The sequence below is a fragment of the Nocardioides sp. Z13_37 genome, assembly GCF_058355585.1.
Genome location: NZ_JBZGDV010000002.1, coordinates 139,384 through 161,932, shown reverse-complemented (window position 1 = coordinate 161,932; position 22,549 = coordinate 139,384). Strand labels below are relative to the sequence as shown.

At 73.0% G+C, this 22,549-nt stretch carries 24 protein-coding genes; 16 read left to right on the top strand and 8 right to left on the bottom strand.

Annotated features, from left to right (window positions below; genetic code table 11):
* Positions 1-6: 6 nt before the first annotated feature.
* Together AC4H2S_RS05705 and AC4H2S_RS05700 are read right to left on the bottom strand one after the other, a co-directional pair.
* The gene (locus AC4H2S_RS05705) at positions 7-1,812 is read right to left on the bottom strand and encodes an acyl-CoA dehydrogenase (protein ID WP_491496004.1); all 1,806 of its coding nucleotides are present in this window, start codon (positions 1,810-1,812) and stop codon (positions 7-9) included.
* Between the two features lie 97 nt (positions 1,813-1,909).
* On the bottom strand, positions 1,910-2,032 hold the full coding sequence (locus tag AC4H2S_RS05700; protein ID WP_491496003.1) for a hypothetical protein: 123 nt from the start codon (positions 2,030-2,032) through the stop codon (positions 1,910-1,912).
* Positions 2,033-2,206: 174 nt separating this feature from the next.
* On the opposite strand from AC4H2S_RS05700, the gene AC4H2S_RS05695 reads away from it, so the two are divergent.
* Positions 2,207-2,986: an exodeoxyribonuclease III gene (locus AC4H2S_RS05695; protein ID WP_491496002.1), complete on the top strand. Its 780-nt coding sequence runs from the start codon at positions 2,207-2,209 to the stop codon at positions 2,984-2,986.
* 13 nt (positions 2,987-2,999) lie between these two features.
* Here the strand turns inward: AC4H2S_RS05695 and AC4H2S_RS05690 are convergent, their stop codons facing one another.
* Positions 3,000-4,313: an MFS transporter gene (locus AC4H2S_RS05690; protein WP_491496001.1), complete on the bottom strand. Its 1,314-nt coding sequence runs from the start codon at positions 4,311-4,313 to the stop codon at positions 3,000-3,002.
* A gap of 72 nt (positions 4,314-4,385) precedes the next feature.
* Here AC4H2S_RS05690 and AC4H2S_RS05685 point away from each other — a divergent pair, with 72 nt between their 5' ends.
* The 3 genes from AC4H2S_RS05685 to AC4H2S_RS05675 are packed head-to-tail and all read left to right on the top strand — an operon-like array spanning position 4,386 to position 7,120.
* Entirely contained in the window at positions 4,386-5,384 is a 999-nt protein-coding gene (locus AC4H2S_RS05685; protein ID WP_491496000.1) for a GlxA family transcriptional regulator, read from the top strand.
* A gap of 52 nt (positions 5,385-5,436) precedes the next feature.
* Positions 5,437-6,657 (top strand): DNA recombination protein RmuC, encoded by a 1,221-nt coding sequence (locus tag AC4H2S_RS05680; RefSeq protein ID WP_491495999.1) that lies wholly within the window; start codon positions 5,437-5,439, stop codon positions 6,655-6,657.
* 22 nt (positions 6,658-6,679) lie between these two features.
* The gene (locus AC4H2S_RS05675; RefSeq protein ID WP_491495998.1) at positions 6,680-7,120 is read left to right on the top strand and encodes a DUF6542 domain-containing protein; all 441 of its coding nucleotides are present in this window, start codon (positions 6,680-6,682) and stop codon (positions 7,118-7,120) included.
* Between the two features lie 15 nt (positions 7,121-7,135).
* Here the strand turns inward: AC4H2S_RS05675 and AC4H2S_RS05670 are convergent, their stop codons facing one another.
* A complete protein-coding gene (locus AC4H2S_RS05670; protein WP_491495997.1) occupies positions 7,136-7,759 on the bottom strand; it encodes an L-threonylcarbamoyladenylate synthase in 624 nt (207 codons plus the stop codon).
* A gap of 13 nt (positions 7,760-7,772) precedes the next feature.
* Positions 7,773-8,771, bottom strand: a complete 999-nt coding sequence (locus AC4H2S_RS05665; RefSeq protein WP_491495996.1) for a 4-hydroxy-3-methylbut-2-enyl diphosphate reductase — start codon at positions 8,769-8,771, stop codon at positions 7,773-7,775.
* Positions 8,772-8,841: 70 nt separating this feature from the next.
* Here AC4H2S_RS05665 and xseA point away from each other — a divergent pair, with 70 nt between their 5' ends.
* Entirely contained in the window at positions 8,842-10,095 is a 1,254-nt protein-coding gene (xseA, locus tag AC4H2S_RS05660; protein ID WP_491495995.1) for an exodeoxyribonuclease VII large subunit, read from the top strand.
* On the top strand, positions 10,088-10,288 hold the full coding sequence (locus tag AC4H2S_RS05655; RefSeq protein WP_491495994.1) for an exodeoxyribonuclease VII small subunit: 201 nt from the start codon (positions 10,088-10,090) through the stop codon (positions 10,286-10,288). The genes xseA and AC4H2S_RS05655 overlap by 8 nt, the downstream gene beginning before the upstream one ends.
* A gap of 30 nt (positions 10,289-10,318) precedes the next feature.
* Here AC4H2S_RS05655 and AC4H2S_RS05650 read toward each other — a convergent pair whose 3' ends face one another.
* Complete coding sequence (locus AC4H2S_RS05650) at positions 10,319-10,855, bottom strand: DUF4245 domain-containing protein (protein ID WP_491495993.1); 537 nt, start codon at positions 10,853-10,855, stop codon at positions 10,319-10,321.
* A gap of 141 nt (positions 10,856-10,996) precedes the next feature.
* Between AC4H2S_RS05650 and AC4H2S_RS05645 the strand changes: the two genes are divergently transcribed.
* The 5 genes from AC4H2S_RS05645 to glpX are packed head-to-tail and all read left to right on the top strand — an operon-like array spanning position 10,997 to position 14,933.
* Positions 10,997-11,404: a TOBE domain-containing protein gene (locus AC4H2S_RS05645; RefSeq protein ID WP_491495992.1), complete on the top strand. Its 408-nt coding sequence runs from the start codon at positions 10,997-10,999 to the stop codon at positions 11,402-11,404.
* Positions 11,401-12,153, top strand: a complete 753-nt coding sequence (gene modA, locus AC4H2S_RS05640) for a molybdate ABC transporter substrate-binding protein (RefSeq protein ID WP_491495991.1) — start codon at positions 11,401-11,403, stop codon at positions 12,151-12,153. The genes AC4H2S_RS05645 and modA overlap by 4 nt, the downstream gene beginning before the upstream one ends.
* A complete protein-coding gene (gene modB / locus AC4H2S_RS05635; RefSeq protein WP_491495990.1) occupies positions 12,150-12,941 on the top strand; it encodes a molybdate ABC transporter permease subunit in 792 nt (263 codons plus the stop codon). The genes modA and modB overlap by 4 nt, the downstream gene beginning before the upstream one ends.
* A gap of 23 nt (positions 12,942-12,964) precedes the next feature.
* Positions 12,965-13,918, top strand: a complete 954-nt coding sequence (locus AC4H2S_RS05630) for a sulfate/molybdate ABC transporter ATP-binding protein (RefSeq protein ID WP_491495989.1) — start codon at positions 12,965-12,967, stop codon at positions 13,916-13,918.
* Between the two features lie 10 nt (positions 13,919-13,928).
* Positions 13,929-14,933: a class II fructose-bisphosphatase gene (glpX, locus tag AC4H2S_RS05625; RefSeq protein ID WP_491495988.1), complete on the top strand. Its 1,005-nt coding sequence runs from the start codon at positions 13,929-13,931 to the stop codon at positions 14,931-14,933.
* On the opposite strand, the gene AC4H2S_RS05620 is transcribed toward glpX, so the two are convergent.
* Positions 14,898-15,731, bottom strand: coding sequence for an alpha/beta fold hydrolase (locus AC4H2S_RS05620; RefSeq protein ID WP_491495987.1), 834 nt, complete (start codon positions 15,729-15,731; stop codon positions 14,898-14,900). The two genes, glpX and AC4H2S_RS05620, sit on opposite strands and share 36 nt — an antisense overlap.
* 91 nt (positions 15,732-15,822) lie before the next feature.
* On the opposite strand from AC4H2S_RS05620, the gene AC4H2S_RS05615 reads away from it, so the two are divergent.
* Positions 15,823-16,752: an alpha/beta fold hydrolase gene (locus tag AC4H2S_RS05615; protein WP_491495986.1), complete on the top strand. Its 930-nt coding sequence runs from the start codon at positions 15,823-15,825 to the stop codon at positions 16,750-16,752.
* Positions 16,753-16,878: 126 nt separating this feature from the next.
* Here the strand turns inward: AC4H2S_RS05615 and galK are convergent, their stop codons facing one another.
* Complete coding sequence (galK, locus tag AC4H2S_RS05610; protein WP_491495985.1) at positions 16,879-18,003, bottom strand: galactokinase; 1,125 nt, start codon at positions 18,001-18,003, stop codon at positions 16,879-16,881.
* Positions 18,004-18,159: 156 nt separating this feature from the next.
* On the opposite strand from galK, the gene AC4H2S_RS05605 reads away from it, so the two are divergent.
* Genes AC4H2S_RS05605 through AC4H2S_RS05590 form a run of 4 tightly spaced genes read left to right on the top strand, consistent with a single transcriptional unit; the run spans position 18,160 to position 22,504 of the window.
* On the top strand, positions 18,160-19,446 hold the full coding sequence (locus tag AC4H2S_RS05605; protein WP_491495984.1) for an extracellular solute-binding protein: 1,287 nt from the start codon (positions 18,160-18,162) through the stop codon (positions 19,444-19,446).
* Positions 19,443-20,393 carry a carbohydrate ABC transporter permease gene (locus AC4H2S_RS05600; RefSeq protein ID WP_491495983.1) on the top strand — a complete coding sequence of 317 codons (951 nt, stop codon included), beginning with the start codon at positions 19,443-19,445 and terminating at the stop codon, positions 20,391-20,393. The genes AC4H2S_RS05605 and AC4H2S_RS05600 overlap by 4 nt, the downstream gene beginning before the upstream one ends.
* Position 20,394: 1 nt before the next feature.
* The gene (locus AC4H2S_RS05595; protein ID WP_491495982.1) at positions 20,395-21,234 is read left to right on the top strand and encodes a carbohydrate ABC transporter permease; all 840 of its coding nucleotides are present in this window, start codon (positions 20,395-20,397) and stop codon (positions 21,232-21,234) included.
* A 7-nt stretch (positions 21,235-21,241) separates the two neighbouring features.
* The gene (locus AC4H2S_RS05590) at positions 21,242-22,504 is read left to right on the top strand and encodes an ABC transporter ATP-binding protein (protein WP_491495981.1); all 1,263 of its coding nucleotides are present in this window, start codon (positions 21,242-21,244) and stop codon (positions 22,502-22,504) included.
* Positions 22,505-22,549 lie beyond the last annotated feature (45 nt).

Sequence of the window (22,549 nt, the reverse complement as noted above, 5' to 3'; positions counted from 1 at the left end):
TCCGGCCTAGAACCAGTCCCGGCGCATCTCCAGCGTGGTCGTGTCGCCGGAGGCGAGCAGGTCGAGCATCGAGCCGACCTTCGGCAGCTCCCAGCGGTGGAAGAAGCGGGCCGCCGCCCGCTTGCCGTCGTAGAAGTCGCCCTGCCGGTCACCGACCGCGACGAGCTGCTCGAGCCACATCCAGGCGACCACGACGTGCCCGGCGGCCTCGAGGTAGACCGTGGCGTTGGCCAACGTCTGCTCCGGGTCGTCGAACGCCGCCAGCGTCGCGGTGACCACGCCCAGCCGGTCGAGCGCCGCCGCGAGGGCGTCGGCGTGGGCCGCCGGCTCGCCGCCGAGTTCGCGCGCGCGGGCTACGGTGTCGCCGACCCGGGCAGCGAGCGTCGCCAGCGACGCGCCCCCGCCACCGAGCACCTTGCGACCGAGCAGGTCGAGGGCCTGGATGCCGTGGGTGCCCTCGTGGATCGGGTTGAGGCGCTGGTCGCGCCAGTGCGCCTCGACGTCGTGGTCGCGGGTGTAGCCGGCGCCGCCGAGCACCTGGATCGCCAGGCTGCAGCCCTCCTGGCCCCACTGCGCGGGCCACGACTTCGCGATCGGGGTGAGCAGGTCGAGCAGGTGGGCCGTCTCGGTGCGCTCGCGCTCGTCGCGGGCGGTGGCCTGCAGGTCGAGCAGCCGCGAGCAGTAGAGGTTGAGCGCCAGCGCGCCCTCGGCGTACGCCTTCTGCGCCAGCAGCATCCGGCGCACGTCGGCGTGCTCGATGATCGGCACCTGGGGCGAGGCCGGGTCGGCCGCCGTCAGCCGGCGACCCTGCGGGCGGGAGCGGGCGTAGTCGAGCGACTTGAGGTAGGCCGTGTAGGCGGTGGTCGCGGCGGACATCCCGACGCCGAGGCGGGCGGCGTTCATCATGTGGAACATCGCGGACAGTCCCCTGGCGGGCTCGCCGACGAGGTGGCCGACGGCCCCCGGCGCCCCACCGGGTGTGAAGGCGCCGCCGCCGAAGACGGGCGCGGTGTTGACCGTGCCGCGGTTGCCGAGCTTGTGGTTGATGCCGGCGAGCGCGACGTCGTTGCGCTCGCCGACCGTGCCGTCCTCGCCGACGAGGTGCTTGGGGACGATGAACAGCGAGATGCCGCGGGAGCCGGGTGGGGCGTCGGGCAGCCTGGCCAGGACGAGGTGGACGACCGTGTCGCCCATCTCGTGGTCGCCGCCGGAGATCCACATCTTGGTGCCGAAGATCCGGTAGGTGCCGTCGTCGGCGGGCACCGCGCGGGTGACCACGTCGCCGAGGCTGGAGCCGGCCTGCGGCTCCGACAGCGTCATCGTGCCGAAGAACCGCCCCTCGAGCATCGGCCGCACGAAGCGGTCCACCTGCTCGGGCGAGCCGTGGGCCAGCAGCAGCCCGGCGTTGGCGACGGTGAGGAACGCGTAGGCCGCGGTGCCGATGTTGGCCGCGGTGAACCACGCCATGCACGCCGCGGTCACCACCTGCGGGACCTGCTGGCCGCCGACCTCCTCGTCCAGGCTCAGGGTGAGCAGGTCGGCGCGGGCGAAGGCGTCGAGGGCCGCGGCGATCTCGGGGATGAGCCGGACCCGCTCGCCGTCGAATGCCGGCTCCTCGGTGTCGCTCCTGCGGTAGTGCGGCGCGAAGTGCTCGGTGGCGAGCTGCTCGCACAGCGCGAGCAGGGCGTCGTAGGTCTCGCGGTCGTGCTCGGCGAACCGGGGGCGCTCGGCCAGCCGCTCCACGTCGAGCCACTCGTAGAGCATGAACTCGAGGTCGCGCGCGGAGAGGATCGTGGACATCGGCGTGGGCACGCGCCGACGCTACCCCGCGGTGCCCGGCCGGAGGAGCCGTCCGAACGGGACGAACGCCCCCTCCGCTCGGGACGGAAGGGGCGTTCGCGCTTGGTCCTCAGACGAGGCGACCGGGGCAGGTCGGGAGCCGGGCCGGCCCGTCGCCGTCAGGCTGAGGTTGCTCGAGGTGGCGGCGCGCCGAGGCGCCGAGGGCGATCGCCCCGGGTCGGCTGCGCTGCATGCTGATCTTCTCTCGTGAGGGGGTTGGCACCCGCCGTCTCGGGGGTCGAGCAGCATGGGAGGTCGTCCGAGGGGGTCCAGCGCAGGGCTGGTGCACGAGTACCCGAGAGAGGTGCGTACCTACGAACGTCCCCCACGGAACGCCCCGTGTAAAGACCCTCCTTAGGGTGGGCCCGTGCGCATCGCGACCTGGAACGTCAACTCACTCCGCTCCCGCATCGACCGCGTCGAGGCGTTCGTCCAGCGCCACGACATCGACGTGCTGGCCCTGCAGGAGACCAAGGCACGCGAGGACCAGCTGCCCCTCATGGGCCTGCAGGCACTCGGCTACGACGTCGCGGTCGCCGGGGTGAACCAGTGGAACGGCGTCGCGCTGCTCTCGCGCGTCGGCCTCGACGACGTCGAGGTCGGCTTCCCCGGCATGCCGGGCTACGGCGACCCCCTGGCGGCCGAGTCTCGGGCCATCGGCGCCACCTGCGGCGGGGTGCGGATCTGGTCGCTCTACGTCCCCAACGGCCGCAAGCCCGACGACCCGCACTACGTCTACAAGCTCGACTGGCTGGCCCGCCTGCGGGCCGCCGCCAGCGGCTGGCTCGACGGCGAGACGGCGCTGGTCGGCGACTGGAACGTCTGCCCCACCGACAACGACGTCTTCGACGTCAAGCAGTTCGCCAAGTCCACCCACGTCACCCCGCCCGAGCGGGCCGCCTTCCAGGCGTTCCTCGACGACGGCTACGCCGAGGTGACCCGCGCCCACGACCCCGGCTACACCTACTGGGACTACTACCGTCAGCGCTTCGAGCGCGACCGCGGGCTCAAGATCGACTTCGTGCTCGCCTCCCCCGCGCTCGCCTCCCGGGTGACCGGCGCGTTCGTCGACCGCGACGAGCGCGACCCGGCCCAGGGCACGGGTGCCCCGTCGGACCACGCGCCGGTGGTCGTCGACCTGGCCTGACCCGGCCCGAGCGTCACATCACTCCGGCGGACGGCTGTGCGGCCGGCTGCGGCGTGCGCCGGATGGCGTACGACATCACCGCGGCGACCGCGCAGAGCCCGGCCGCTGCGTAGAACGCGGGGTCGTAGCCGCCGGTGAGGTCGCGCACCACGCCCGCGCTGGTCGCGGCGATGGCGGCGCCGACCTGGTGGCTCGCGAAGACCCAGCCGAAGACGATCGGGCCGGCAGCCGCGCCGAACCACTCGCGGCACAGCGCCACGGTCGGCGGAACGGTCGCCACCCAGTCGAGGCCGTAGACGATGATGAAGACCCACATGCTGGGCGCGACGTGCGGGGCCATCAGCGCGGGCAGCACCATCAGGCCGACACCGCGCAGGGCGTAGTAGCCGACCAGCAGCAGCCGCGGGTCGACCTTGTCGGTGAGCCACCCCGAGGCGATCGTGCCCACGACGTCGAAGATGCCCACCACGGCCAGCAGCGAGGCGGCGGTGGTGGCCGGCATGCCGTGGTCGTGGGCGGCCGGCACGAAGTGGGTGGCGATGAGGCCGTTGGTGGTCATCCCGCAGATCGCGAACCCGCCGGCCAGCAGCCAGAACGTACGACTGCGCGCCGCGTCGCGCAGCACCCCGAGGGCGCGGCCGGCGCTCGAGCCGACCTGCTGGTGGGGCGGCGGCCCGGGCTCTGCGTCGGTGGCGCCGAAGGCCCGCAGGCCGAGGTCGGCCGGGTGGTTGCGCAGCAGGAGCAGGACCAGGGGCACGACGGCCAGCGCGGCCGCGGCGGCCAGCAGCGCGGCGGTGCGCCAGCCGTGGTGGGTGGCGAGCCAGGCCACGACGGGCAGGAAGATCAGCTGCCCGGTGGCGTTGCCCGCGGTGAGGATGCCGCTGACCAGCCCACGACGCGCGACGAACCAACGGCTGGTGATCGTGGCGACGAAGGCCATCGACATCGAGCCGGTGCCCAGGCCGACGAGCAGGCCCCAGCAGAGGATGAGCTGCCAGGGCTCGGTCATGAAGACGGTCAGGCCGCTGCCGAGGGCGACCGTCAGCAGCGCGAAGGTGACGACCGGCCGGACGCCGAACCGGTCCATCAGCGCGGCGGCGAACGGCGACATCAGGCCGAAGAGCATGAGGTTGAGCGAGACCGCCGAGCCGATCAGCCCGTGCGACCAGCCGAACTCCTCGTGCAGCGGGTCGAGCAGCACGCCGGGCACCGAGCGGAAGGCGGCCGCACCGACGAGCGTCACGAACGCGACGCCCGCCACCACCCACGCCCAGTGCAGGCGCTGGGGTCGCTCGACGGCGGGCTCGGGAGGGGTCGTCGTGGTCACGCGCACCATCCTCGAGGCCCTGCGGCCACGCTCACGAGTGGCCGGAATGCCAAGATGTGAAAGGATTCGGCCATGACGTCCCGAGCCCCCGAGCCGCACCGTGTCGTGGTGCTCGCGGTCGCACCGGTCATCGGCTACGACCTCACCATCCCGCCCCAGGTGCTCGGCGAGGCGTACGACGCCGCCGGGCACCCGCTCTACGACGTCCAGGTGGTGAGCCTCGACGGCGCCCCCGTGCGAGCCACCCGCGGCTACGCCATCGCCCCCTCGGCCGGGCCCGAGGCCCTCGCCACCGCGCAGACCGTGATCGTCCCCGGCACCCAGCTCGCGGGCCCGCGCCGCGACGGCACGCTTCCCGACGACCTGCGCGCCGCCCTCGCCACGGTGCCCGCCGACGCGCGCTGGGTCTCGATCTGCACCGGGGCGTTCGTGCTGGCCGCGGCCGGCGTGCTCGACGGCCACCGCGCGACCACGCACTGGAAGTACGCGGCCGACTTCCGCCGGCTGCACCCGGACGTCGCGGTCGACGAGGACGTGCTGTTCACCGACGACGGGCGGGTGCTCACCTCCGCCGGGCTGAGCGCCGGCATCGACCTGTGCCTGCACCTCGTGCGCAGCGACCACGGCACGGCCGTGGCCAACGCCGTCGCGCGCCACATGGTGGTGCCGCCCTGGCGCGACGGCGGGCAGGCGCAGTACATCGAGCGCACCGTCCCGCAGCGCGCGGACGAGACCACCGCTGCTGCGCGCGCGTGGGCCGAGGCCCGCCTCGACCAGCGCCTCGACGTCGCGACGCTGGCCGAGCACGCGTCGATGAGCGTGCGCACCTTCACCCGCCGCTTCCGGGAGGAGACCGGCCAGTCGCCCGGCGCCTGGGTGACCCAGCAGCGCGTCCGGCACGCCCTGCACCTGCTCGAGGCGAGCGACCTCGGCGTCGACGAGGTGGCGACCCGCGCCGGGATGGGCACCGCGGCATCGCTCCGCCAGCACCTCCGGGCCAGCGTCGGGGTATCGCCCTCGGCCTACCGGCGCACGTTCCGCGGCGCACCTCCCGCGACGACGGACGCCTGAGCGCGGGCCCGACCTCCGCGGGGGTGTCGGTGCCGCGGTCCATGCTGGGGCCATGGACACCTTCCCCCTCGTGCTCACCCTGGCGGCCGTCCTCGCCCTCGGCCTGGCCCTCGGCGCCGTCATCGGTGTGCTGTGGTCGCGCAGCCGTCCTGCCGACGACCCCGCGATCGCCGCGCTCCAGCAGCGGGTGGCCGACCACGCCGTCGTCCAGGACGGGCTCGAGCGCCTCCAGGACCAGCTCAGCGACCTCGCCCACGACCGCACGGCGTGGCAGGCGCAGCTGCACGAGCAGGTCGCCGACATGCGCCGGTCCACCGAGACGCTGCGCCGCGAGACGACCACGCTCGCGACCGCGCTGCGCAAGCCGCAGGTGCGCGGGCAGTGGGGCGAGCTCCACCTGCGCCGCACGGTCGAGCTGGCCGGGCTGGTCGACCACTGCGACTTCGCCGAGCAGGTGCGCGTCGACGACGGCCGGCTGCGTCCCGACCTCGTCGTCACCCTCGCGGGCGGACGCACCATCGCGGTCGACGCCAAGGCGCCGCTGGCCGCCTTCCTCGACCTCACCGCCGCCGACGACCCCGACGAGCAGGACCGGGCCCTGGCCCGCCTCGGCCAGCACGTCCGCACGCACGTCGCCGACCTCGGCTCGCGACGCTACTGGGAGGCGCTGGCCGGCACCCCGGAGTTCGTCGTGCTGTTCCTGCCCGGCGAGGCGATCCTCCAGGCGGCGCTGCAGGCGGTGCCCGACCTGGTCGAGCAGGCGGCGGCGCGCAACGTCGTGCTTGCCACCCCCTCCACCCTGATCGCCCTGCTGCGCACCGTCGCCCAGGGCTGGCAGCACGAGGTGCTCAACGCGCAGGCCGCGCAGGTGCAGCGACTCGGGCAGGAGCTGCACGCCCGCCTCGCCTCGATGGCCGGTCACCTCGACCGGGTGGGCCGCTCGCTCAACGCCAGCGTCGTCGCCTACAACCAGGCGATGGGCTCGCTCGAGGGCCGCGTGCTGGTCTCGGCCCGTCGCTTCGCCGACCTGGGCGTGACCACCGAGCAGCTCGACGGCCCACGCCAGGTCGAGACGGTGCCCCGCTCGGCCGCCGCCCCCGAGCTGACGACCCACGAGACCGGGGCCACCGACCTCAGCCTCCTCGACGACGTCCCCGGGGCCACCGGCGACCCCACCCTCGACGACCTGCTCGACGAGCAGCCGTCCAGCCCAGCGTCCGGCCCCGTGTCCGGCTCGGTGTCCGACGCGGCGCGCCGCGCGCGGGGCGCCTGAGATCGGTCCTAGGTTGAGCCTCGTGACACGGACCGGCGCGTTCTGGCAGGTCGGGCAGGAGCCGGGCCGGCAGGTGGTGTGCCTCGGGGTCGCCCTCGCGCTGAGCGCCGTGGCCCTCGACGTGCTCGGGGTCGGTCGCCTGACGCTGTTCTTCGACCTGTGCTTCGTGGCGCTGTGCCTGGGCCTGGCCGCGCTGGTGCGCCGGCAGGACTTCTACCTGGTGGCGGTGCTGCCGCCCGTGCTGATGCTCGGCGTGTTCGGGTTCGTCGCCCTCGTCGAGCGCGGCGCGGTGGCCGACCCCCGCGACAGCGTCCTGCAGGCGGTCGTCTCCGGGCTCGCCACCCACGGCATCGCCCTGTTCGCCGGCTACGCGGTGTGCCTGGGCTGGCTCGGCTGGCGCCTGCACCGCAGGGGCGACCTCGCCTCCGAGCTCGAGCGCGAGCTCGGTCAGTCGCCCGGCTGAGCCGCGCTCGCCCGCTCAGACCTCGAAGCGGTCCGGGTCGCCCGCCCCGCGGCGTACGACGACAGGCTCGGGTCCCGACCAGTCGATGACGGTGGTCGGCTCGGCGGTGACCTCGCCCGACTCGACGACGACGTCGACGACGTGGTCGAGGTCCTCCTTGATCTCCCAGCCCATCGTGCGGGCCTCGGTCTCGCCGGGCAGGATCAGGGTGCTGGTGAGGATCGGCTCGCCGAGCTCCTCGAGCAGCGCGCAGACCAGCCGGTGCTCGGGGATGCGCACGCCGACGGTGCGCTTCTTGGGGTGCATCAGCCGCTTGGGCACCTCGCCGGTGGCGGGGAGGATGAACGTGTAGGGGCCGGGCGTGGCCGCCTTGATCGCCCGGAACGCCGAGTTGTCGACGTGGACGAACTGGCCGAGCTGGGAGAAGTCCTTGCACATCAAGGTGAAGTGGTGGCGCTCGTCGAGGTCGCGGATGCGCAGGATCCGGTCGCGACCGTCGCGGTTGCCGAGCTGGGCGCCGAGGGCGTAGCCGGAGTCGGTGGGGTAGGCGATGAGCTGGTCGTCGCGCAGCGCCTCGACGACCTGCCTGACCAGCCGCGGCTGCGGGTTGTCCGGGTGGATGTCGAGGTAGCGGGCCATCTCGTCTCCCGGCTCAGGCCCGCTGCGCCGCGCGGAGGTCGCGCCGCAGCTCGGGCGGCAGCGCGAAGATCAGCGACTCCTCGGCCGAGTGGACCGCGCGGGCGTCGGGGAAGCCGCGCTCGGAGAGGAAGGCGAGCACCCCCTCGACGAGGTCCTCGGGCACCGAGGCGCCGGAGGTGACCGACACGGCCTCGACCCCCTCGAGCCAGGCCTCGTCGATCTCGGTGTGGTCGTCGACGAGGTAGGAGGCCCTGGCGCCGGCCTCGAGCGCGACCTCGACGAGCCGCACGGAGTTGGAGGAGTTGCGCGAGCCGACCACGATCACCAGGTCGGCGGCCGCGGAGATCTCCTTGATGGCGAGCTGGCGGTTCTGGGTGGCGTAGCAGATGTCGTCGCTCGGCGGGTCGAGCAGCAGCGGGAACCGCTCGCGGATCGCGGCGACCGTCTCGAGGGTCTCGTCGACGCTGAGCGTGGTCTGCGAGAGCCAGGCGACCCGCGACGGGTCGCGGACCTCGATGCCGGCCACGTCGGCGGGGCTCTCGACCAGCTGGATGTGGTCGGGCGCTTCGCCCGCGGTGCCCTCGACCTCCTCGTGGCCGGCGTGGCCGATCAGCAGGATGTCGTAGTCGTCGGAGGCGAACCGCTTGGCCTCGTGGTGCACCTTCGTCACCAGCGGGCAGGTCGCGTCGATGGTCTTGAGGCCGCGCTCGGCCGCCTGGGCGTGCACCGCGGGCGAGACGCCGTGGGCGGAGAAGACCACCGTGCGGCCCTCAGGGACCTCGTCGAGCTCCTCGACGAAGATCGCGCCGCGCGCCTCCAGGTTGGCCACCACGTGCTTGTTGTGGACGATCTGCTTGCGCACGTAGACCGGGGCGCCGTAGAGGTCGAGCGCCTTCTCGACGGTGATGACGGCCCTGTCGACGCCGGCGCAGTAGCCGCGGGGCGCGGCGAGCAGCACGTTCTTCGCGGTCTCGGGATCGAGGACTCGAGGATGGCCGAGGTCGGTCGTCATGCGCCGAGTCTACGGGCCGCGCATGGCCCGCCTGCCCGGCCGTGTCCGAGGCCTCCCCTATCCTCGCCGCGTGCCCACACTCCGCGACGCCACGGCCGAGTCACCGGCCCCGGTGCGGGCCGTCGCCAACGCCGTCGCCCAGTGGATCGACCGGCTCGGCGGGGTCTGGGTCGAGGGGCAGATCGCCCAGGTCAACCGGCGCCCGGGCGTCAACACCGTCTTCATGACGCTGCGCGACACGGTCGCCGACATCTCGGTCACCCTCACCTGCGCGCGCTCGCTGTTCGACTCGATGAACCCGCCCCTCGTCGAGGGCGCGAGCGTCGTCGTGCACGCCCGGCCCACCTTCTACGCCAACCGCGGCTCCTTCTCCCTGTCCGCCCGCGAGATCCGCATGGTCGGCATCGGCGAGCTGCTCGCCCGCCTCGAGCGGCGGCGCCAGCTGCTGGCCGCCGAGGGCCTCTTCGCGCCCGAGCTCAAGCGCGACCTGCCGTTCCTGCCCGGCTGCGTCGGCCTGGTCACCGCGCCCAACAGCGCCGCCGAGCGCGACGTCCTCGACAACGCGCGTCGCCGGTGGCCGGCGGTGCGGTTCGAGGTGGTCCACGCCGCGATGCAGGGCACCCGCTCGGCCACCGAGGTGATCGAGGCGCTCGAGCGGCTCGAGCGCCATCCCGACGTCGACGTGGTCGTCGTCGCCCGCGGCGGCGGCTCCATCGAGGACCTGCTGCCCTTCTCCGACGAGGCGGTGCTCCGCGCGGTCCACCGCATGCGTACGCCGGTCGTGTCCGCCATCGGCCACGAGCCCGACCAGCCGCTGCTCGACCTCGTCGCCGACGTGCGGGCCTCCACGCCGACCGACGCCGCCAAGCTGGTCGTGCCCGACATGGCCGAGGAGGTGCAGGGGGTGATCTGGGCCCGCGAGCGGCTGCGCCAGGTGGTCACCCAGCGCATCGCGCGCGAGCAGGAGTGGCTGGCCCAGGTGCGCTCGCGCCCGGCGATGGCCGACCCCCGCAACCTGCTGACCGCCCGCTCCGACGAGCTCGACGAGCTGCTCGCCCGCGCCCGCCGCACGCTGTCGCACCGCCTCGACCGCGCCGCCGACGACATCGGCCACCAGCGCGCGCGGGCTCGGGCGCTGTCGCCGCTCGCGACCCTGCAGCGCGGCTACGCCGTCCTGCAGGACGCCGACGGCCACGTCGTCACCTCGGTGGCGCAGGCCGCGGTCGGCGCCACCGTGTCGGTGCGGGTCGCCGACGGCCGCATCCACGCCACGACGGACCGCGTCGAGGAAGCCACCATGGTCGAGGAGGACCCCGATGAGTGACGCCCCCAGCTATGAAGAGGCCCGCGAGGAGCTCATCGAGGTCGTGCGCACCCTCGAGGCCGGGGGCACGACCCTCGAGGAGTCGCTCGCCCTGTGGGAGCGCGGCGAGGCGCTGGCCAAGGTCTGCCAGCAGTGGCTCGACGGGGCACGCCAGCGCCTCGACGACGCGATGGGCGCCGAGTCAGACGACTGACCCGCGTCGTCGCCCCTCGGGGTGGAACGCTCAGCGGGTGAGCAGGCCCATGAAGGTCTCGATGTCCTCGACGGGCGCGGAGCCGTAGACCAGCAGCGCCTCGTCACCGACCTCGGTCGAGTAGCCGTGGTCCCCGCCCTCGTCCGACCACGTCTGCCACGTGTCGGTGATGTCGGAGTCGACGGTGGCGTCGCCTCCGGGCTCGGCGTCCTCGTCGATGTAGCGCTCGACGAGGTCGCGCACCGGGGCGTCCTGCTGGCGGAGGCCGACGAACTTGCCGTCGTCGGTGAGCACGCCCATCCCCCATCGCGGCTCGTCGCCCGCCACCAGGTCGGTGCTCGTCGCCGTCCAGCCGGCCGGCAGCTCGCGTGGGCGGACCACGCCGAGGTCGGCCCGTTCGGCGATCTCGACGCTCTCCTGCCAGTCGACCGCCTCGACGCTGTCGTCGATGTCGGCGCGCCACAGCCCGCGCCAGGCCACGAAGACCAGCACGGCGATGACGGTGACGATGAGGGCGCCGGTCATGCCGCTGAAGGAGCGGGTGTAACGGCTCGGCTGCTCACTCACGCCACCCATTCTCCCAGCCCGCCGGTCACGGCGCGTCGCCGGGTTGCAACCCTCCTCGTGGCGCGCGGACGCGGCGCGCCCTGGTTCCGCACGTGCGGGCGATCCTGTCCCACGGGGCCGCAGGTGCGGCATACTCCCCGCATGGTCACCTACCGAGTCGCGGAGGCCGCGGAGATCCTGGCCGTCAGCGACGACACCGTACGCCGCTGGGTGGACGCCGGGCGGCTGCCCGTGCACCGCGACGGTGGGCGGGCCACGGTGACCGGCCGCGACCTCGCCGACCTCGCCGAGCAGCTGGTGGAGTCGGGCGAGCTGGCCGAGCGCGACCGCACCCGGGCGGGCACCGTCAGCGCGCGCAACCGGATGAGCGGCATCGTCACCCGGGTCAAGCGCGACCCTGTGATGGCGCAGGTGGAGATGATCTGCGGCCCCTACCGCGTCGTGTCGCTGATGAGCACCGACGCCGCCGACGAGCTCGGCCTCGAGCCCGGCGTGCGCGCCATCGCCAGCGTGAAGTCGACCAACGTCGTGGTGGAGGTGCCCCGATGAGGCGGCTGGCCGCGCTGGTCCTGCTGCTCCCCGTCGCCGCCTGCGGGGGCGCCGGCGACGGCGGAGACGCGGCCGGAGGCGGCGGGGGCGGCGAGCTGACCGTCCTGGCGGCCTCGTCGTTGACCGACGTCTTCGCCGAGCTCGCGGCGCCCTTCCAGGAGGAGCACGGCGCCGAGGTGGGCTTCTCCTTCGGCTCGAGCACCGACCTCGCCGGGCAGGCCGCCGACGGGGCCCCCGGTGACGTGCTGGCCACGGCCGACGACGCCTCGATGGCGGTGGCGGAGGACGCGGGCGTGACCGGCGACGTCGAGACCTTCGCGACCAACGTCCTGACGATCGTGGTGCCCGCCGGCAACCCGGCCGGGATCACCTCCCTCGACGACCTCGAGGGCGCGACGTGGGTGCGGTGCGCCGACGAGGTGCCGTGCGGCACGGTGGCCGTCGCCGTGCTCGACGCGGCCGGGGTCACCGCGGAGCCGGTCAGCCTCGAGGACGACGTGCGGGCCACGCTCGACAAGGTCGTCTCGGGCGAGGCCGACGCCGGCCTGGTCTACGCGAGCGACGCCGTCGCCGCGGCCGACGACGTCGACAGCGTCGAGATCCCGGCCGCCGAGGAGGTGCCGACCTCCTACGCCGTGGTGGCGCTGAGCCAGTCGCAGGACCCCGCGCTGGCCGCCGACTGGGTGGCGTGGGTGACCTCCGACGAGGCCCGCGCGATCCTCACCGACGCCGGCTTCGGCGTCCCGTGAGGGACCGGCTCGGCCGGCCGCCGGTGCTGCTGGTCGCACCCGCGGCCCTCGCCACGCTGCTGCTCATCGTCCCGCTCGTCGCGATGGTGGCCGGCGCCGACTGGCGGGCGCTGCCCGGGCACCTGACCTCCCGCACCGCGCTCGACGCCCTGCGGCTGTCGTTGCTCACCTCGACGATCGCGATCGCCTTCTGCCTGGTCCTCGGGCTGCCGCTCGCGTGGCTGCTCGCCCGGGTCGACTTCCGCGGGCGCGGCGCGCTCCGGGCGCTCGTCACCGTCCCGCTGGTGCTGCCCCCGGTGGTCGCCGGCGTGGCGCTGCGGGCGGCGTTCGGCCGCACCGGCCTGGTCGGCGAGCCGCTGCTCGACTGGACGGGCTTCGCCTTCCCCTTCACGACGTACGGCGTCGTGCTGGCCCACGTCTTCGTCTCGATGCCCTTCGTCGTGATCGCGATCGAGGGGGCCCTGCGCTCGGCGGACCCGAGGTACGACGACGCGGCCGCCACGCTGGGCGCGACCCGGTGGACCACCTTCCGCCGGGTCACCGTGCCGCTCGCCCTGCCCGGCGTGGTCGCCGGGACCGTCCTGGGGTGGGCGCGCTCGCTGGGCGAGTTCGGCGCCACGATCACCTTCAACGGCAACTACCCCGGCACCACGCAGACGATGCCGACGCTGATCTACGTCACCCGGCAGGCCGACCAGGACGCCGCCCTGTCCCTGAGCCTGGTGATGCTGCTCGTCTCGATCGGCGTGCTCGTCGCGCTGCGCGACCACTGGCTGGGGACGCCGTGAGCGGGGCCCCGACGAGGCGGCTCGTGGCCGACCTCCGGGTGGCGGACCGGGTCGAGGCCGCGTTCACCGCCGAGCCGGGCGAGGTGCTGGCGATCATCGGCCCCAACGGCGCGGGCAAGAGCTCGCTGCTCCACGCCGTGGCGGGCCTCGTCGACGTCGAGGGGACCGCGCACCTGGCGGGCACCGACCTGCTGGCGCTGCCCGTGCGCGAGCGGCGCGTCGGGCTGGTGTTCCAGGGCCAGCTGCTCTTCCCGCACCTGTCCGCGCTCGACAACGTGGCGTTCGGCCCGCGCTCGCGCGGGGTGCGGCGCACGACCGCGGAGGCGGTGGCGCGCGACTGGCTCGACCGCTTCGGCATCGCCGACCTCGCGGCCCGCAGGCCACGGGAGCTGTCGGGCGGCCAGGCCCAGCGGGTGGCGATCGCCCGCGCCCTGGCCACCGACCCCGACGTGCTGCTCCTCGACGAGCCGTTCACCGGCCTCGACGTCTCGGTGCAGATGGCGCTCCGGATCGAGCTGGGGCGGCACCTGCGCGACTTCCCCGGCATCGCGCTGCTCGTCACCCACGACGCGATCGACGCGCTGACCCTCGCCGACCGCGTGCTCGTCCTCGACGAGGGGCGGGTGGCCCAGGCGGGGCGGCCGGCCGAGGTGGCCGCCGAGCCGCGCACGCCGCACGTCGCCCGCCTCGTGGGCCTGAACCTGGTCGCCGACGGCGACGAGCTCATCGCGTTCACCCCCGACTCCGTCGTGGTGTCGCTGCACGAGCCCGAGGGGTCGACGCGGCTGCGCTGGCACGGCCCGGTCGGCACCCTGGCCCCGCACGGCGACGCCGTACGCGTGCTGGTGCACGCCGGACCCGACCTGCTGGCCGACCTCACGCCCGCTGCCGCGACGGAGCTGGGGCTGCTGCCCGGGCGGGAGGTGTGGCTCTCGACCAAGGCGACCGCGGTGAGCCGCTACCCCGCACGTCGATAGAGTTCCCGGCATGAGTGCCAGCGCCCCGAAGCCCGAACGCAACCTCGCCCTCGAGCTGGTGCGGGTCACCGAGGCGGCCGCCATGGCGGCCGGCCGCTGGGTGGGCCGCGGCGACAAGAACGACGCCGACGGCGTCGCGGTCGAGGCCATGCGGGTGATGATCTCCACGGTCGAGATGCGCGGCACGGTGGTGATCGGCGAGGGCGAGAAGGACAACGCCCCGATGCTCTTCAACGGCGAGGAGGTCGGCGACGGCACCGGTCCCGAGTGCGACGTGGCGGTCGACCCGATCGACGGGACGACCCTGACCGCCAAGGGCATGAGCAACGCGGTGTCCGTGCTGGCGGTGTCGCCGCGCGGCACGATGTACGACCCCAGCGCCGTGTTCTACATGGACAAGCTCGCGACCGGTCCCGAGGCCGCCGACGTGGTCGACATCCGGCTGCCGGTGAAGGAGAACATCGCCCGCGTGGCCAAGGCCAAGGGCATGTCGATCCACGACGTCACCGTCGTCCTGCTCGACCGGCCCCGCCACGCGCGGCTGGTGGAGCAGATCCGCGAGACCGGCGCACGGATCAAGTACATCACCGACGGCGACGTCGCCGGCGCGATCATGGCGGCCCGCCCCGACACCGGGGTCGACCTGATGCTGGGCGTCGGCGGCACCCCCGAGGGCATCATCACGGCCTGCGCGATGAAGGCCATCGGCGGCACGATCCAGGGCCAGCTCTGGCCCCAGGACGACGACGAGCGCCAGCGCGCCCTCGACGCCGGGCACGACCTCGACCCCGACTTCGTCCTCGGCACCGACGACCTGGTCACCGGCGACGACACCTTCTTCGTGGCCACCGGCATCACCGACGGCGAGCTGATGCGCGGCGTGCGCTACCGCGGCGACGGCGTCACCACCCACTCGCTCGTGATGCGCTCGCGCAGCGGCACGGTGCGCTCGATCACCGCCGAGCACCGGCTCTCCAAGCTACGCGGTCTGTCCTCGATCAACTTCGACAGCTGACGCGGCAGCGCCCGGTCGCAGCGCGGCCGACACCGCGGCGATGACGACGGGGTCGAACGCCATCCCCACGTGGGAGGAGCGCACCTCCACCGCCCGCGCGGCCGGGTCGAGGCAGGCGCGCCAGTCGACGATGCCGTCGCGCCGGGAGAAGAGCGCGGTGAAGTCGACGCCCTCCGGCATCGGCGCGCGCGCCTGGTCGAAGCTCTCCCGGGCGCAGGCCCCGGCGACGCAGTCCTCGGCCATCAGCCCGCGCACCCCGGCGCGGTTGAGCCGCACCAGCACCTCGACGCTGCGCGCGAGCGACACGTGGTGGGCGCCGGGCGCCAGCACCGGGCTGCCCATGGTCACGATGCCCGCGACCAGGTCGGGGCGCCGGGCGGCCACCCCCCTGGCGAGCATCCCGCCGAGGCTGTGGCCGACGACGCGCACCCGCGAGCCGCGCCGCCGGGCGACCTCCGCGATCCGCTCCTCGAGCTGGGCGGCGGCCGACAGCGTGCAGCCGACGTTGGCGCGTACGTCGGCGCGGTAGGTGCGGAAGCCCAGGTGGCGCAGCGTCCGGCTCATCGGGCCCAGCGAGGCGTCGCCGGCCAGGAACCCCGGCACCAGCACCACCGGCTCCCCCGCCCGCTGGGGGCGGGCGCCGAGCGGCGTACGACGGCGTGCCCCGCGGGCGCCCCAGGCCGACACGGCGTAGCGGCCGGCCTCGGTGAGCGCGGAGCCCTCGCGCAGCACCGCCACCCCCGAGGGCTGTGAGAAGCCCTCCGGGGTGAGGAAGGCGGCGAGTGTGCGCTGCGTCACAGTCGTCGAACCTAGCCCACAGCTCGCTTCGCAGGCGGGATGTGGGCGGCATCGGCTGCTCCGGCCGACGGCCGTCGTGTTGACTGGGCCCATGTCCGAGCCCCGTCCAGACAACCCCCAGCCGCCCGTCGGGTCCGACGAGCTCCGCGCTCCGGTCGGCAACGAGGTCGAGCTGTGCTACCAGACCTTCGGCGACCCCGACGCCGAGCCGCTGCTGCTCGTGATGGGGCTGAGCGGTCCGATGACCTGGTGGGACCAGTCCTTCTGCGAGCAGCTCGCCGCGGTGGGCTTCCACGTGGTGCGCTACGACAACCGCGACACCGGCAGGTCGTCGCGGGTCGCCGCCCCGGTGCACCCGGGCCAGCTCGTGCGCGCCTTCGTCACCGGCAGCGCGCAGGCGCCCTACTCGATGTCCGACCTCGCCGGCGACGCCGTCGGCCTGCTCGACCACCTCGGCATCGACTCGGCCCACCTCGTCGGCGTCTCGATGGGCGGCATGATCGCCCAGACCATCGCCGTCGAGCACCCCACGCGGGTGCGGTCGCTGACCAGCATCAGCTCCACGACCGGGCGCCGCACGGTCGGCTGGCAGCACCCCTCGCTCCTGCCGCGGCTGATCGCGCCGCGCCGGGCCGGGCGCGAGGCCTACATCGAGAGCAGCCTCGCGATGTGGTCGCTGATCGGGTCGGCGGGCTATCCCACCGACCCCGACGCGCTGCGCTCGCGCGCCGCCGAGACCTTCGACCGGGGCGTGAGCAACCCGGGCGCGCTGCGCCAGATGCTGGCGATCCTGACCCAGGAGGACCGCACGCCCCGGTTGCGCCGCGTGCACGTCCCGGCCCTGGTCATCCACGGCACCGCCGACAAGATGGTCCACGTCAGCGGCGGCCGCTCGACCGCGGCCGCGATCCCGGACGCCGAGCTGCTGACCATCGACGGCATGGGCCACGACCTGCCCCCCGGCCTCTTCCCCACCTTCGTCGAGGCGATCCGCCGCACCGCCGACCGCGCCTCGGCCTAGCGGGGGCGTCTCCCCCGGCCCTCGGGGTTTCCCCGGCTAGCCGGGGAAACCCGAACTTCCGGTGTGTTGCAAGCACCGAGAAGTTCGCGACTCGCGGAAGAAGTCCGTCTTGAGTCTCCGGGCGACTCAGGGAGCAGGGTCGGGGGCAGTCACCCGGTGGGCGCCACGGGCGGGCCGGGCGGTGAAGAGCGAGGGCTCGGTGAACGCCGCGTCCGCGAAGGCGGCGCGTACGGCGTCGCCGGCGCGCTCGACGTCGCGCTCGGGCACCAGTCCGATCACGCACCCGCCGAATCCCCCGCCCGTCATGCGGGCACCCAGCGCGCCTGCCCCGAGCAGCGCGGCGACGGCCGTGTCGACCTCGGGCACCGTGATCTGGAAGTCGTCGCGCATCGACCGGTGCGAGGCGGTGAGCAGCGGGCCGATGTCGGCGAGCCGGTCGTCGTCGAGCAGCCCGACCACCGACAGCACCCGGTCGTCCTCGGTGACGACGTGGCGCACGTAGCGGCGCAGCTCGGCGTCGTCGAGGCGCGCGAGCGCGTCGTCGAGGTCGTCGGCGGTGACGTCGCGCAGCGCGGCCACCCCGAGCCGGCGGGCGGCCTCCTCGCAGCCGCGGCGGCGCGCGCCGTACTCGCCGTCGGAGTGCCGGTGGGGCGCGCGGGTGTCGGCGACCAGGACCGCCAGGCCGTGGCCGGCGAGGTCGAGCGGCACCGGGCGGGTGTCGTGGCTGCGCATGTCGCAGAAGAGGGCGTGGCCCTCCTGCCCGCGCAGGCTCACCAGCTGGTCCATCCCGCCCGTCGGCGCGCCCACGGCGTCGTTCTCGACGTCGCGGGTCAGCGCGAAGAGGGCGTCGTCGTCGAGCCCGAGGCCCAGGTGGTCGTCGACGGCCCGGACGACCGAGCACACCAGCGCCGCCGACGAGGAGAGCCCCGCCCCGGTCGGCACGTCGGAGTCCACCTCGACGGCGAGCGGGGGGACGTCGACCCCTCGGTCGGTGAGCAGCCACAGCGCGCCGAGGACGTAGCGCGACCAGTCCGGCACCTCGGGCGCGTCCCCGAGGCCGGTGCGCGGCACCGACACGGGCTGCGACTCCTGCGCCGAGCGCACCCGCCAGCCGTCGTCGCCGGACCCACGCGGCGTCACCCCGGCGGTGCAGCCCACCTCGAGGGCGAAGGGGAGGACGAACCCGTCGTTGTAGTCGGTGTGCTCCCCGACCAGGTTGATGCGCCCCGGGGCGCGCCACACCGCCGTCATGTCGTTCCCTTCCCCACCCTGCCCGTTGGAGTGGGATCTGTTGCCAAATGGGTCGTGGGCCACTAGACCAGAGACTCAGACTAGGCATGAGGAGGGGCGCGGATGTCACGAGCATCGTCGATCCGGCAACGAGGTCGGCCCAGGCCGATACGGAGAGTGGCATCGCTCGCCGCCCTCGCGCTCGCGGGCGGGCTGCTGTCCGCGTGCGGCGGCGACAGCGGGAAGGCGACGCTCAACTGGTACGTCAACCCCGACGGCGTGGACACGTTCCGCACCTGGGCGGAGAAGTGCAGCACCGACCAGTACGACGTCGAGGTCCAGCAGCTGCCCTCCAGCGCGACCGACCAGCGCACCCAGCTCGCGCGGCGCCTCGCGGCCGAGGACTCCTCGACCGACATCATGAACCTCGACCCGGTCTTCGTCGCCGAGTTCGCCAACGCGGGCTGGCTCCAGGAGATCCCCGAGGAGCTCGCCACCGAGATCACCGACGGCGGTGACTACCTCGAGGGTGCCGCCGACACGGTGGTGTGGGACGACACCGTCTACGCGATCCCGCTGTGGGCCAACACGCAGGTCCTCTGGTACCGCAAGTCGATGGCCGAGGCCGCCGGCCTCGACATGGCCAAGCCGGTCACCTGGGACCAGATCATCGACGCGGCCGCCGAGGAGGGCGGGACCGTCGGCGTGCAGGCCAACCGCTACGAGGCGTACGTCGTGTGGATCAACGCCCTCATGCAGGGCGCGGGCGGCGCCATCATCACCGACACCGAGGCCGGCCGCGACGCGACCGTCGAGCTCGACACCGATGCCGGGCGCGAGGCCGCGGCGATCATCGCGAAGCTTGCCAAGAGCGCCGCCGCCCAGCCCGACCTCACGGTGTCCAACGAGGGCACCAGCCTCGGCCAGATGTTCCCCGCCGACGGGCCCGGCGAGTTCATGGTCAACTGGACGTTCGTCTACGCCAACTACAAGGGCCTGATCGGCAAGCCGGGCGGCCCGGCCGACGAGCAGGAGTTCGAGGACCTCGGCTGGGCGCGCTACCCCGAGACCGTCGAGGGCGAGCCGTCCAAGCCGCCGATCGGTGGCATCGACATCGGCGTCGGCGCCTACTCCGAGCACCCCGAGTGGGCCATGGAGGCCGCGCAGTGCATCACCTCCACCGACGTCCAGGTCGACCTCGCCATCAACGACGGCCTGATGCCGTCGACCAACTCGGCCTACGACGAGGTGGTGGCCAGCGGGGAGTTCCCCGAGAGCCTCATCGAGCTCTACCGCACGAGCGTGGACGAGGGCGGGCCGAGGCCGAAGAGTCCCTTCTACAGCCAGATCTCCAGCGCCGTGCAGTCGGTCTGGCACTCACCGACGTCGGTCAACCCTGACTCGACACCCCGGGAGTCGGAGAAGTTCCTGTCCGACGTCCTCGCCGGAAGGAGCCTGCTGTGACGCACACGACCGTGGCGCCCGATGACAAGCGCGACGTGCGGCGGGCCGAGAAGGCCGCCGCCAGTGACCGGTCCAAGGCGGAGAACAGCCTCGGGATGAAGCTGGTCGCACCGGCCATCGTCCTGATGCTGCTGGTGACCGCGTTCCCGATGCTGCGCGCGATCTACCTCAGCCTCTTCAACTACAGCCTCACCGCCCCCGACGACCGCGAGTTCATCGGGCTCTCCAACTACTTGACCGCCCTGACCGACTCGCTGTTCTGGGAGACGACGCTCAACACCGTCTTCATCATGGTCGTGACCGTCGCGTTCGAGCTGGTGATCGGCTTCGCCTTCGCCATGGTGATGCACCGCGTGATCTTCGCGCGCGGCATCATCCGCACCTCGATCCTCATCCCCTACGGCATCATCACCGTCGTCTCGGGCTTCGCGTGGCAGTTCGCGTTCAGCAACAACAACGGCTTCGTCAACGAGTGGCTGCCCTTCGTCGAGGACGGCTTCAACTGGTTCGGCCAGTACGGCTCGGCGATGGCGGCGATCATGGTCTCGGAGATCTGGAAGACCACGCCGTTCATGTCGCTGCTCCTGCTCGCCGGACTGGCGCAGGTCTCGGAGGACATGCTCGAGGCCGCCAAGGTCGACGGCGCGACCTGGTGGCAGCGGCTGTGGAAGGTGATCCTGCCCAACATGCGCTCGGCGATCATGGTGGCGGTGCTCTTCCGCGCCCTCGACGCCTACCGCATCTTCGACAACATCTACGTCATGACGGCGGGCGCGCAGGGCACCGAGTCGATCTCGTTCCTCACCTACCGCCAGGTGATCGAGCAGTTCCAGCTGGGCATCGGCTCGGCGTTGTCGGTGCTGCTGTTCCTCTCGGTGCTGCTGATCGCCTTCCTCATCGTCAAGATCTTCCGCGTCGACCTCGCCGCGGCCCGACAGGAGGGATGACATGTCCGCGAAGAACAAGGTCGGCGTCGTCGTCGGCGCCATCCTCATCCTGGTCTGGTGCCTGCTGCCGGTCGCGTGGATCATCTCGCTGTCGTTCAAGAGCCAGGAGTCCATCACCAACGGCAGCCCGGGCTTCCTGCCCGCCGAGGGCGGCAGTGCGGGCTGGCAGAACTACCGCGACGTGCTGGCCGACGACCAGTTCCTGCGCGCGATCCTCAACTCCGTCGGCATCTCGCTGATCGCGACGCTGCTGTCGGTCGTCATCGCCACGCTCGCCGCCTACGCCATCGCCCGCCTGGAGTTCACCGGCAAGAAGTTCGTGCTGACGCTCGCCCTGGTGATCGCGATGTTCCCGGTGGTGTCGCTGGTCGGGCCGCTGTTCGACATGTGGCGCACCTTCGGCATCTACGACACCTGGCCGGGGTTGATCATCCCCTACATGTCGTTCACGCTGCCGCTGGCGATCTGGACCCTGTCCGCCTTCTTCCGCGAGATCCCGTGGGAGATGGAACAGGCCGCCCAGGTCGACGGCGCCACGTCGTGGCAGGCGTTCCGCAAGGTGATCGTCCCGCTCGCCGCACCCGGTGTGTTCACCGCGGCGATCCTGACGTTCTTCTTCGCCTGGAACGACTTCGTCTTCGGGATCTCGCTCACCTCGACCGAAGCCGCACGACCCATCCCGGCGGCCCTGTCGTTCTTCGTCGGGTCCGACCCGTTCAACCGGCCGGCGTCGCTGCTGGCCGCGGGGGCCGTCGTCTCGACGATCCCGATCATCGTCATCGTCCTGCTGTTCCAGCGCAAGATCGTCGCCGGCCTCACCTCCGGCGCAGTGAAGGGGTGATCAGCTCATGGCTGGCATTCAGATGAAGAACATCGTCAAGCAGTACGGTGACGGCTTCCCGGCCGTCAACGACATCAGCATCGACGTGGACGACGGGGAGTTCCTGATCCTCGTCGGGCCCTCGGGCTGCGGAAAGTCCACCCTGCTGCGCATGATCGTGGGACTCGAGGACATCACCTCCGGCGACATGATCATCGGCGACAAGCGGGTCAACGACCTCGCTCCGCGCGAGCGCAACCTGGCGATGGTGTTCCAGAACTACGCGCTCTACCCGCACCTCACCGTCTACGAGAACATCGCGTTCCCGCTGCGGCTGGCCGGCAAGTCCGACGCCGAGGTCGACGAGAAGGTCCGCGCGGCGTCCAAGACGCTGGAGCTCGACGAGCACCTCGAGCGCAAGCCCGGCAACCTGTCGGGTGGTCAGCGCCAGCGCGTCGCCATGGGCCGCGCGATCGTCCGCGACGCCGAGGCGTTCCTCTTCGACGAGCCGCTGTCCAACCTCGACGCCAAGCTGCGCGGCCAGATGCGCACGGAGATCTCGCGCCTGCAGAAGCGGCTGGGGATCACCACGGTCTACGTCACCCACGACCAGACCGAGGCGATGACGCTGGGCGACCGCGTCGCGGTGCTCAAGCGGGGCGTGCTCCAGCAGCACGCGACGCCGCGCGAGCTCTACGAGAACCCCGCCAACCTCTTCGTCGCGGGATTCATCGGCTCCCCGCCGATGAACTTCCTGCCGGCGAAGGTCGACGGCAACCGGGTGGAGCTGCCCTTCGGGACCGTGACGATGCCCGAGGACCGGGTCGCCCGAGCGCAGGGCAAGGGCCTGCTGATCGCCGGCATCCGGCCCGACCACTTCGAGGACGCCAGCGTCGTCGACAGCGACAAGGTGACCGACGAGGCCACCTTCAAGGCCACCGTCGACGTGGTGGAGTGGCTCGGCAACGAGGCCTACGCCTACATCCCCTTCGAGGCGCCGCCGGAGGTGCGCGAGCAGCTCGCCCAGCTCGAGAAGGACCTCGACGGCGAGTCGCTGCGCACCCAGCTGGTGGTCTCCCTCGACGGCTCGAGCCGGATCCGGGAGGGCGACGAGGCCACGATCTGGGTCGACGCCCGCCAGATCCACCTCTTCGACCCGGCCACGGGAGACAACCTCACGATGGACGCCGAGCACGCCGGCATCATCCCGGGCGAGAACGCGATGGCGAAGGCGGAGCAGGTCGGGGAGCAGCAGGACAACGTGGAGCCCGCCGCCGACCAGGCCACCTGAGGCGCGCGACAGGGCCCCCGGGAGCAGTGCTCGCGGGGGCCCTGT

What these genes read in the sequence shown, in the direction of transcription:
- AC4H2S_RS05700 (WP_491496003.1), bottom strand. Translation starts at nt 2,032, where the DNA reads ATGCAGCGCAGCCGACCCGGGGCGATCGCCCTCGGCGCCTCGGCGCGC.
- AC4H2S_RS05685 (WP_491496000.1), top strand. Translation starts at nt 4,386, where the DNA reads ATGACGTCCCGAGCCCCCGAGCCGCACCGTGTCGTGGTGCTCGCGGTC.
- AC4H2S_RS05680 (WP_491495999.1), top strand. Translation starts at nt 5,437, where the DNA reads ATGGACACCTTCCCCCTCGTGCTCACCCTGGCGGCCGTCCTCGCCCTC.
- AC4H2S_RS05670 (WP_491495997.1), bottom strand. Translation starts at nt 7,759, where the DNA reads ATGGCCCGCTACCTCGACATCCACCCGGACAACCCGCAGCCGCGGCTG.
- AC4H2S_RS05665 (WP_491495996.1), bottom strand. Translation starts at nt 8,771, where the DNA reads ATGACGACCGACCTCGGCCATCCTCGAGTCCTCGATCCCGAGACCGCG.
- AC4H2S_RS05655 (WP_491495994.1), top strand. Translation starts at nt 10,088, where the DNA reads ATGAGTGACGCCCCCAGCTATGAAGAGGCCCGCGAGGAGCTCATCGAG.
- AC4H2S_RS05645 (WP_491495992.1), top strand. Translation starts at nt 10,997, where the DNA reads ATGGTCACCTACCGAGTCGCGGAGGCCGCGGAGATCCTGGCCGTCAGC.
- modA (WP_491495991.1), top strand. Translation starts at nt 11,401, where the DNA reads ATGAGGCGGCTGGCCGCGCTGGTCCTGCTGCTCCCCGTCGCCGCCTGC.
- glpX (WP_491495988.1), top strand. Translation starts at nt 13,929, where the DNA reads ATGAGTGCCAGCGCCCCGAAGCCCGAACGCAACCTCGCCCTCGAGCTG.
- AC4H2S_RS05615 (WP_491495986.1), top strand. Translation starts at nt 15,823, where the DNA reads ATGTCCGAGCCCCGTCCAGACAACCCCCAGCCGCCCGTCGGGTCCGAC.
- galK (WP_491495985.1), bottom strand. Translation starts at nt 18,003, where the DNA reads ATGACGGCGGTGTGGCGCGCCCCGGGGCGCATCAACCTGGTCGGGGAG.
- AC4H2S_RS05595 (WP_491495982.1), top strand. Translation starts at nt 20,395, where the DNA reads ATGTCCGCGAAGAACAAGGTCGGCGTCGTCGTCGGCGCCATCCTCATC.
- AC4H2S_RS05590 (WP_491495981.1), top strand. Translation starts at nt 21,242, where the DNA reads ATGGCTGGCATTCAGATGAAGAACATCGTCAAGCAGTACGGTGACGGC.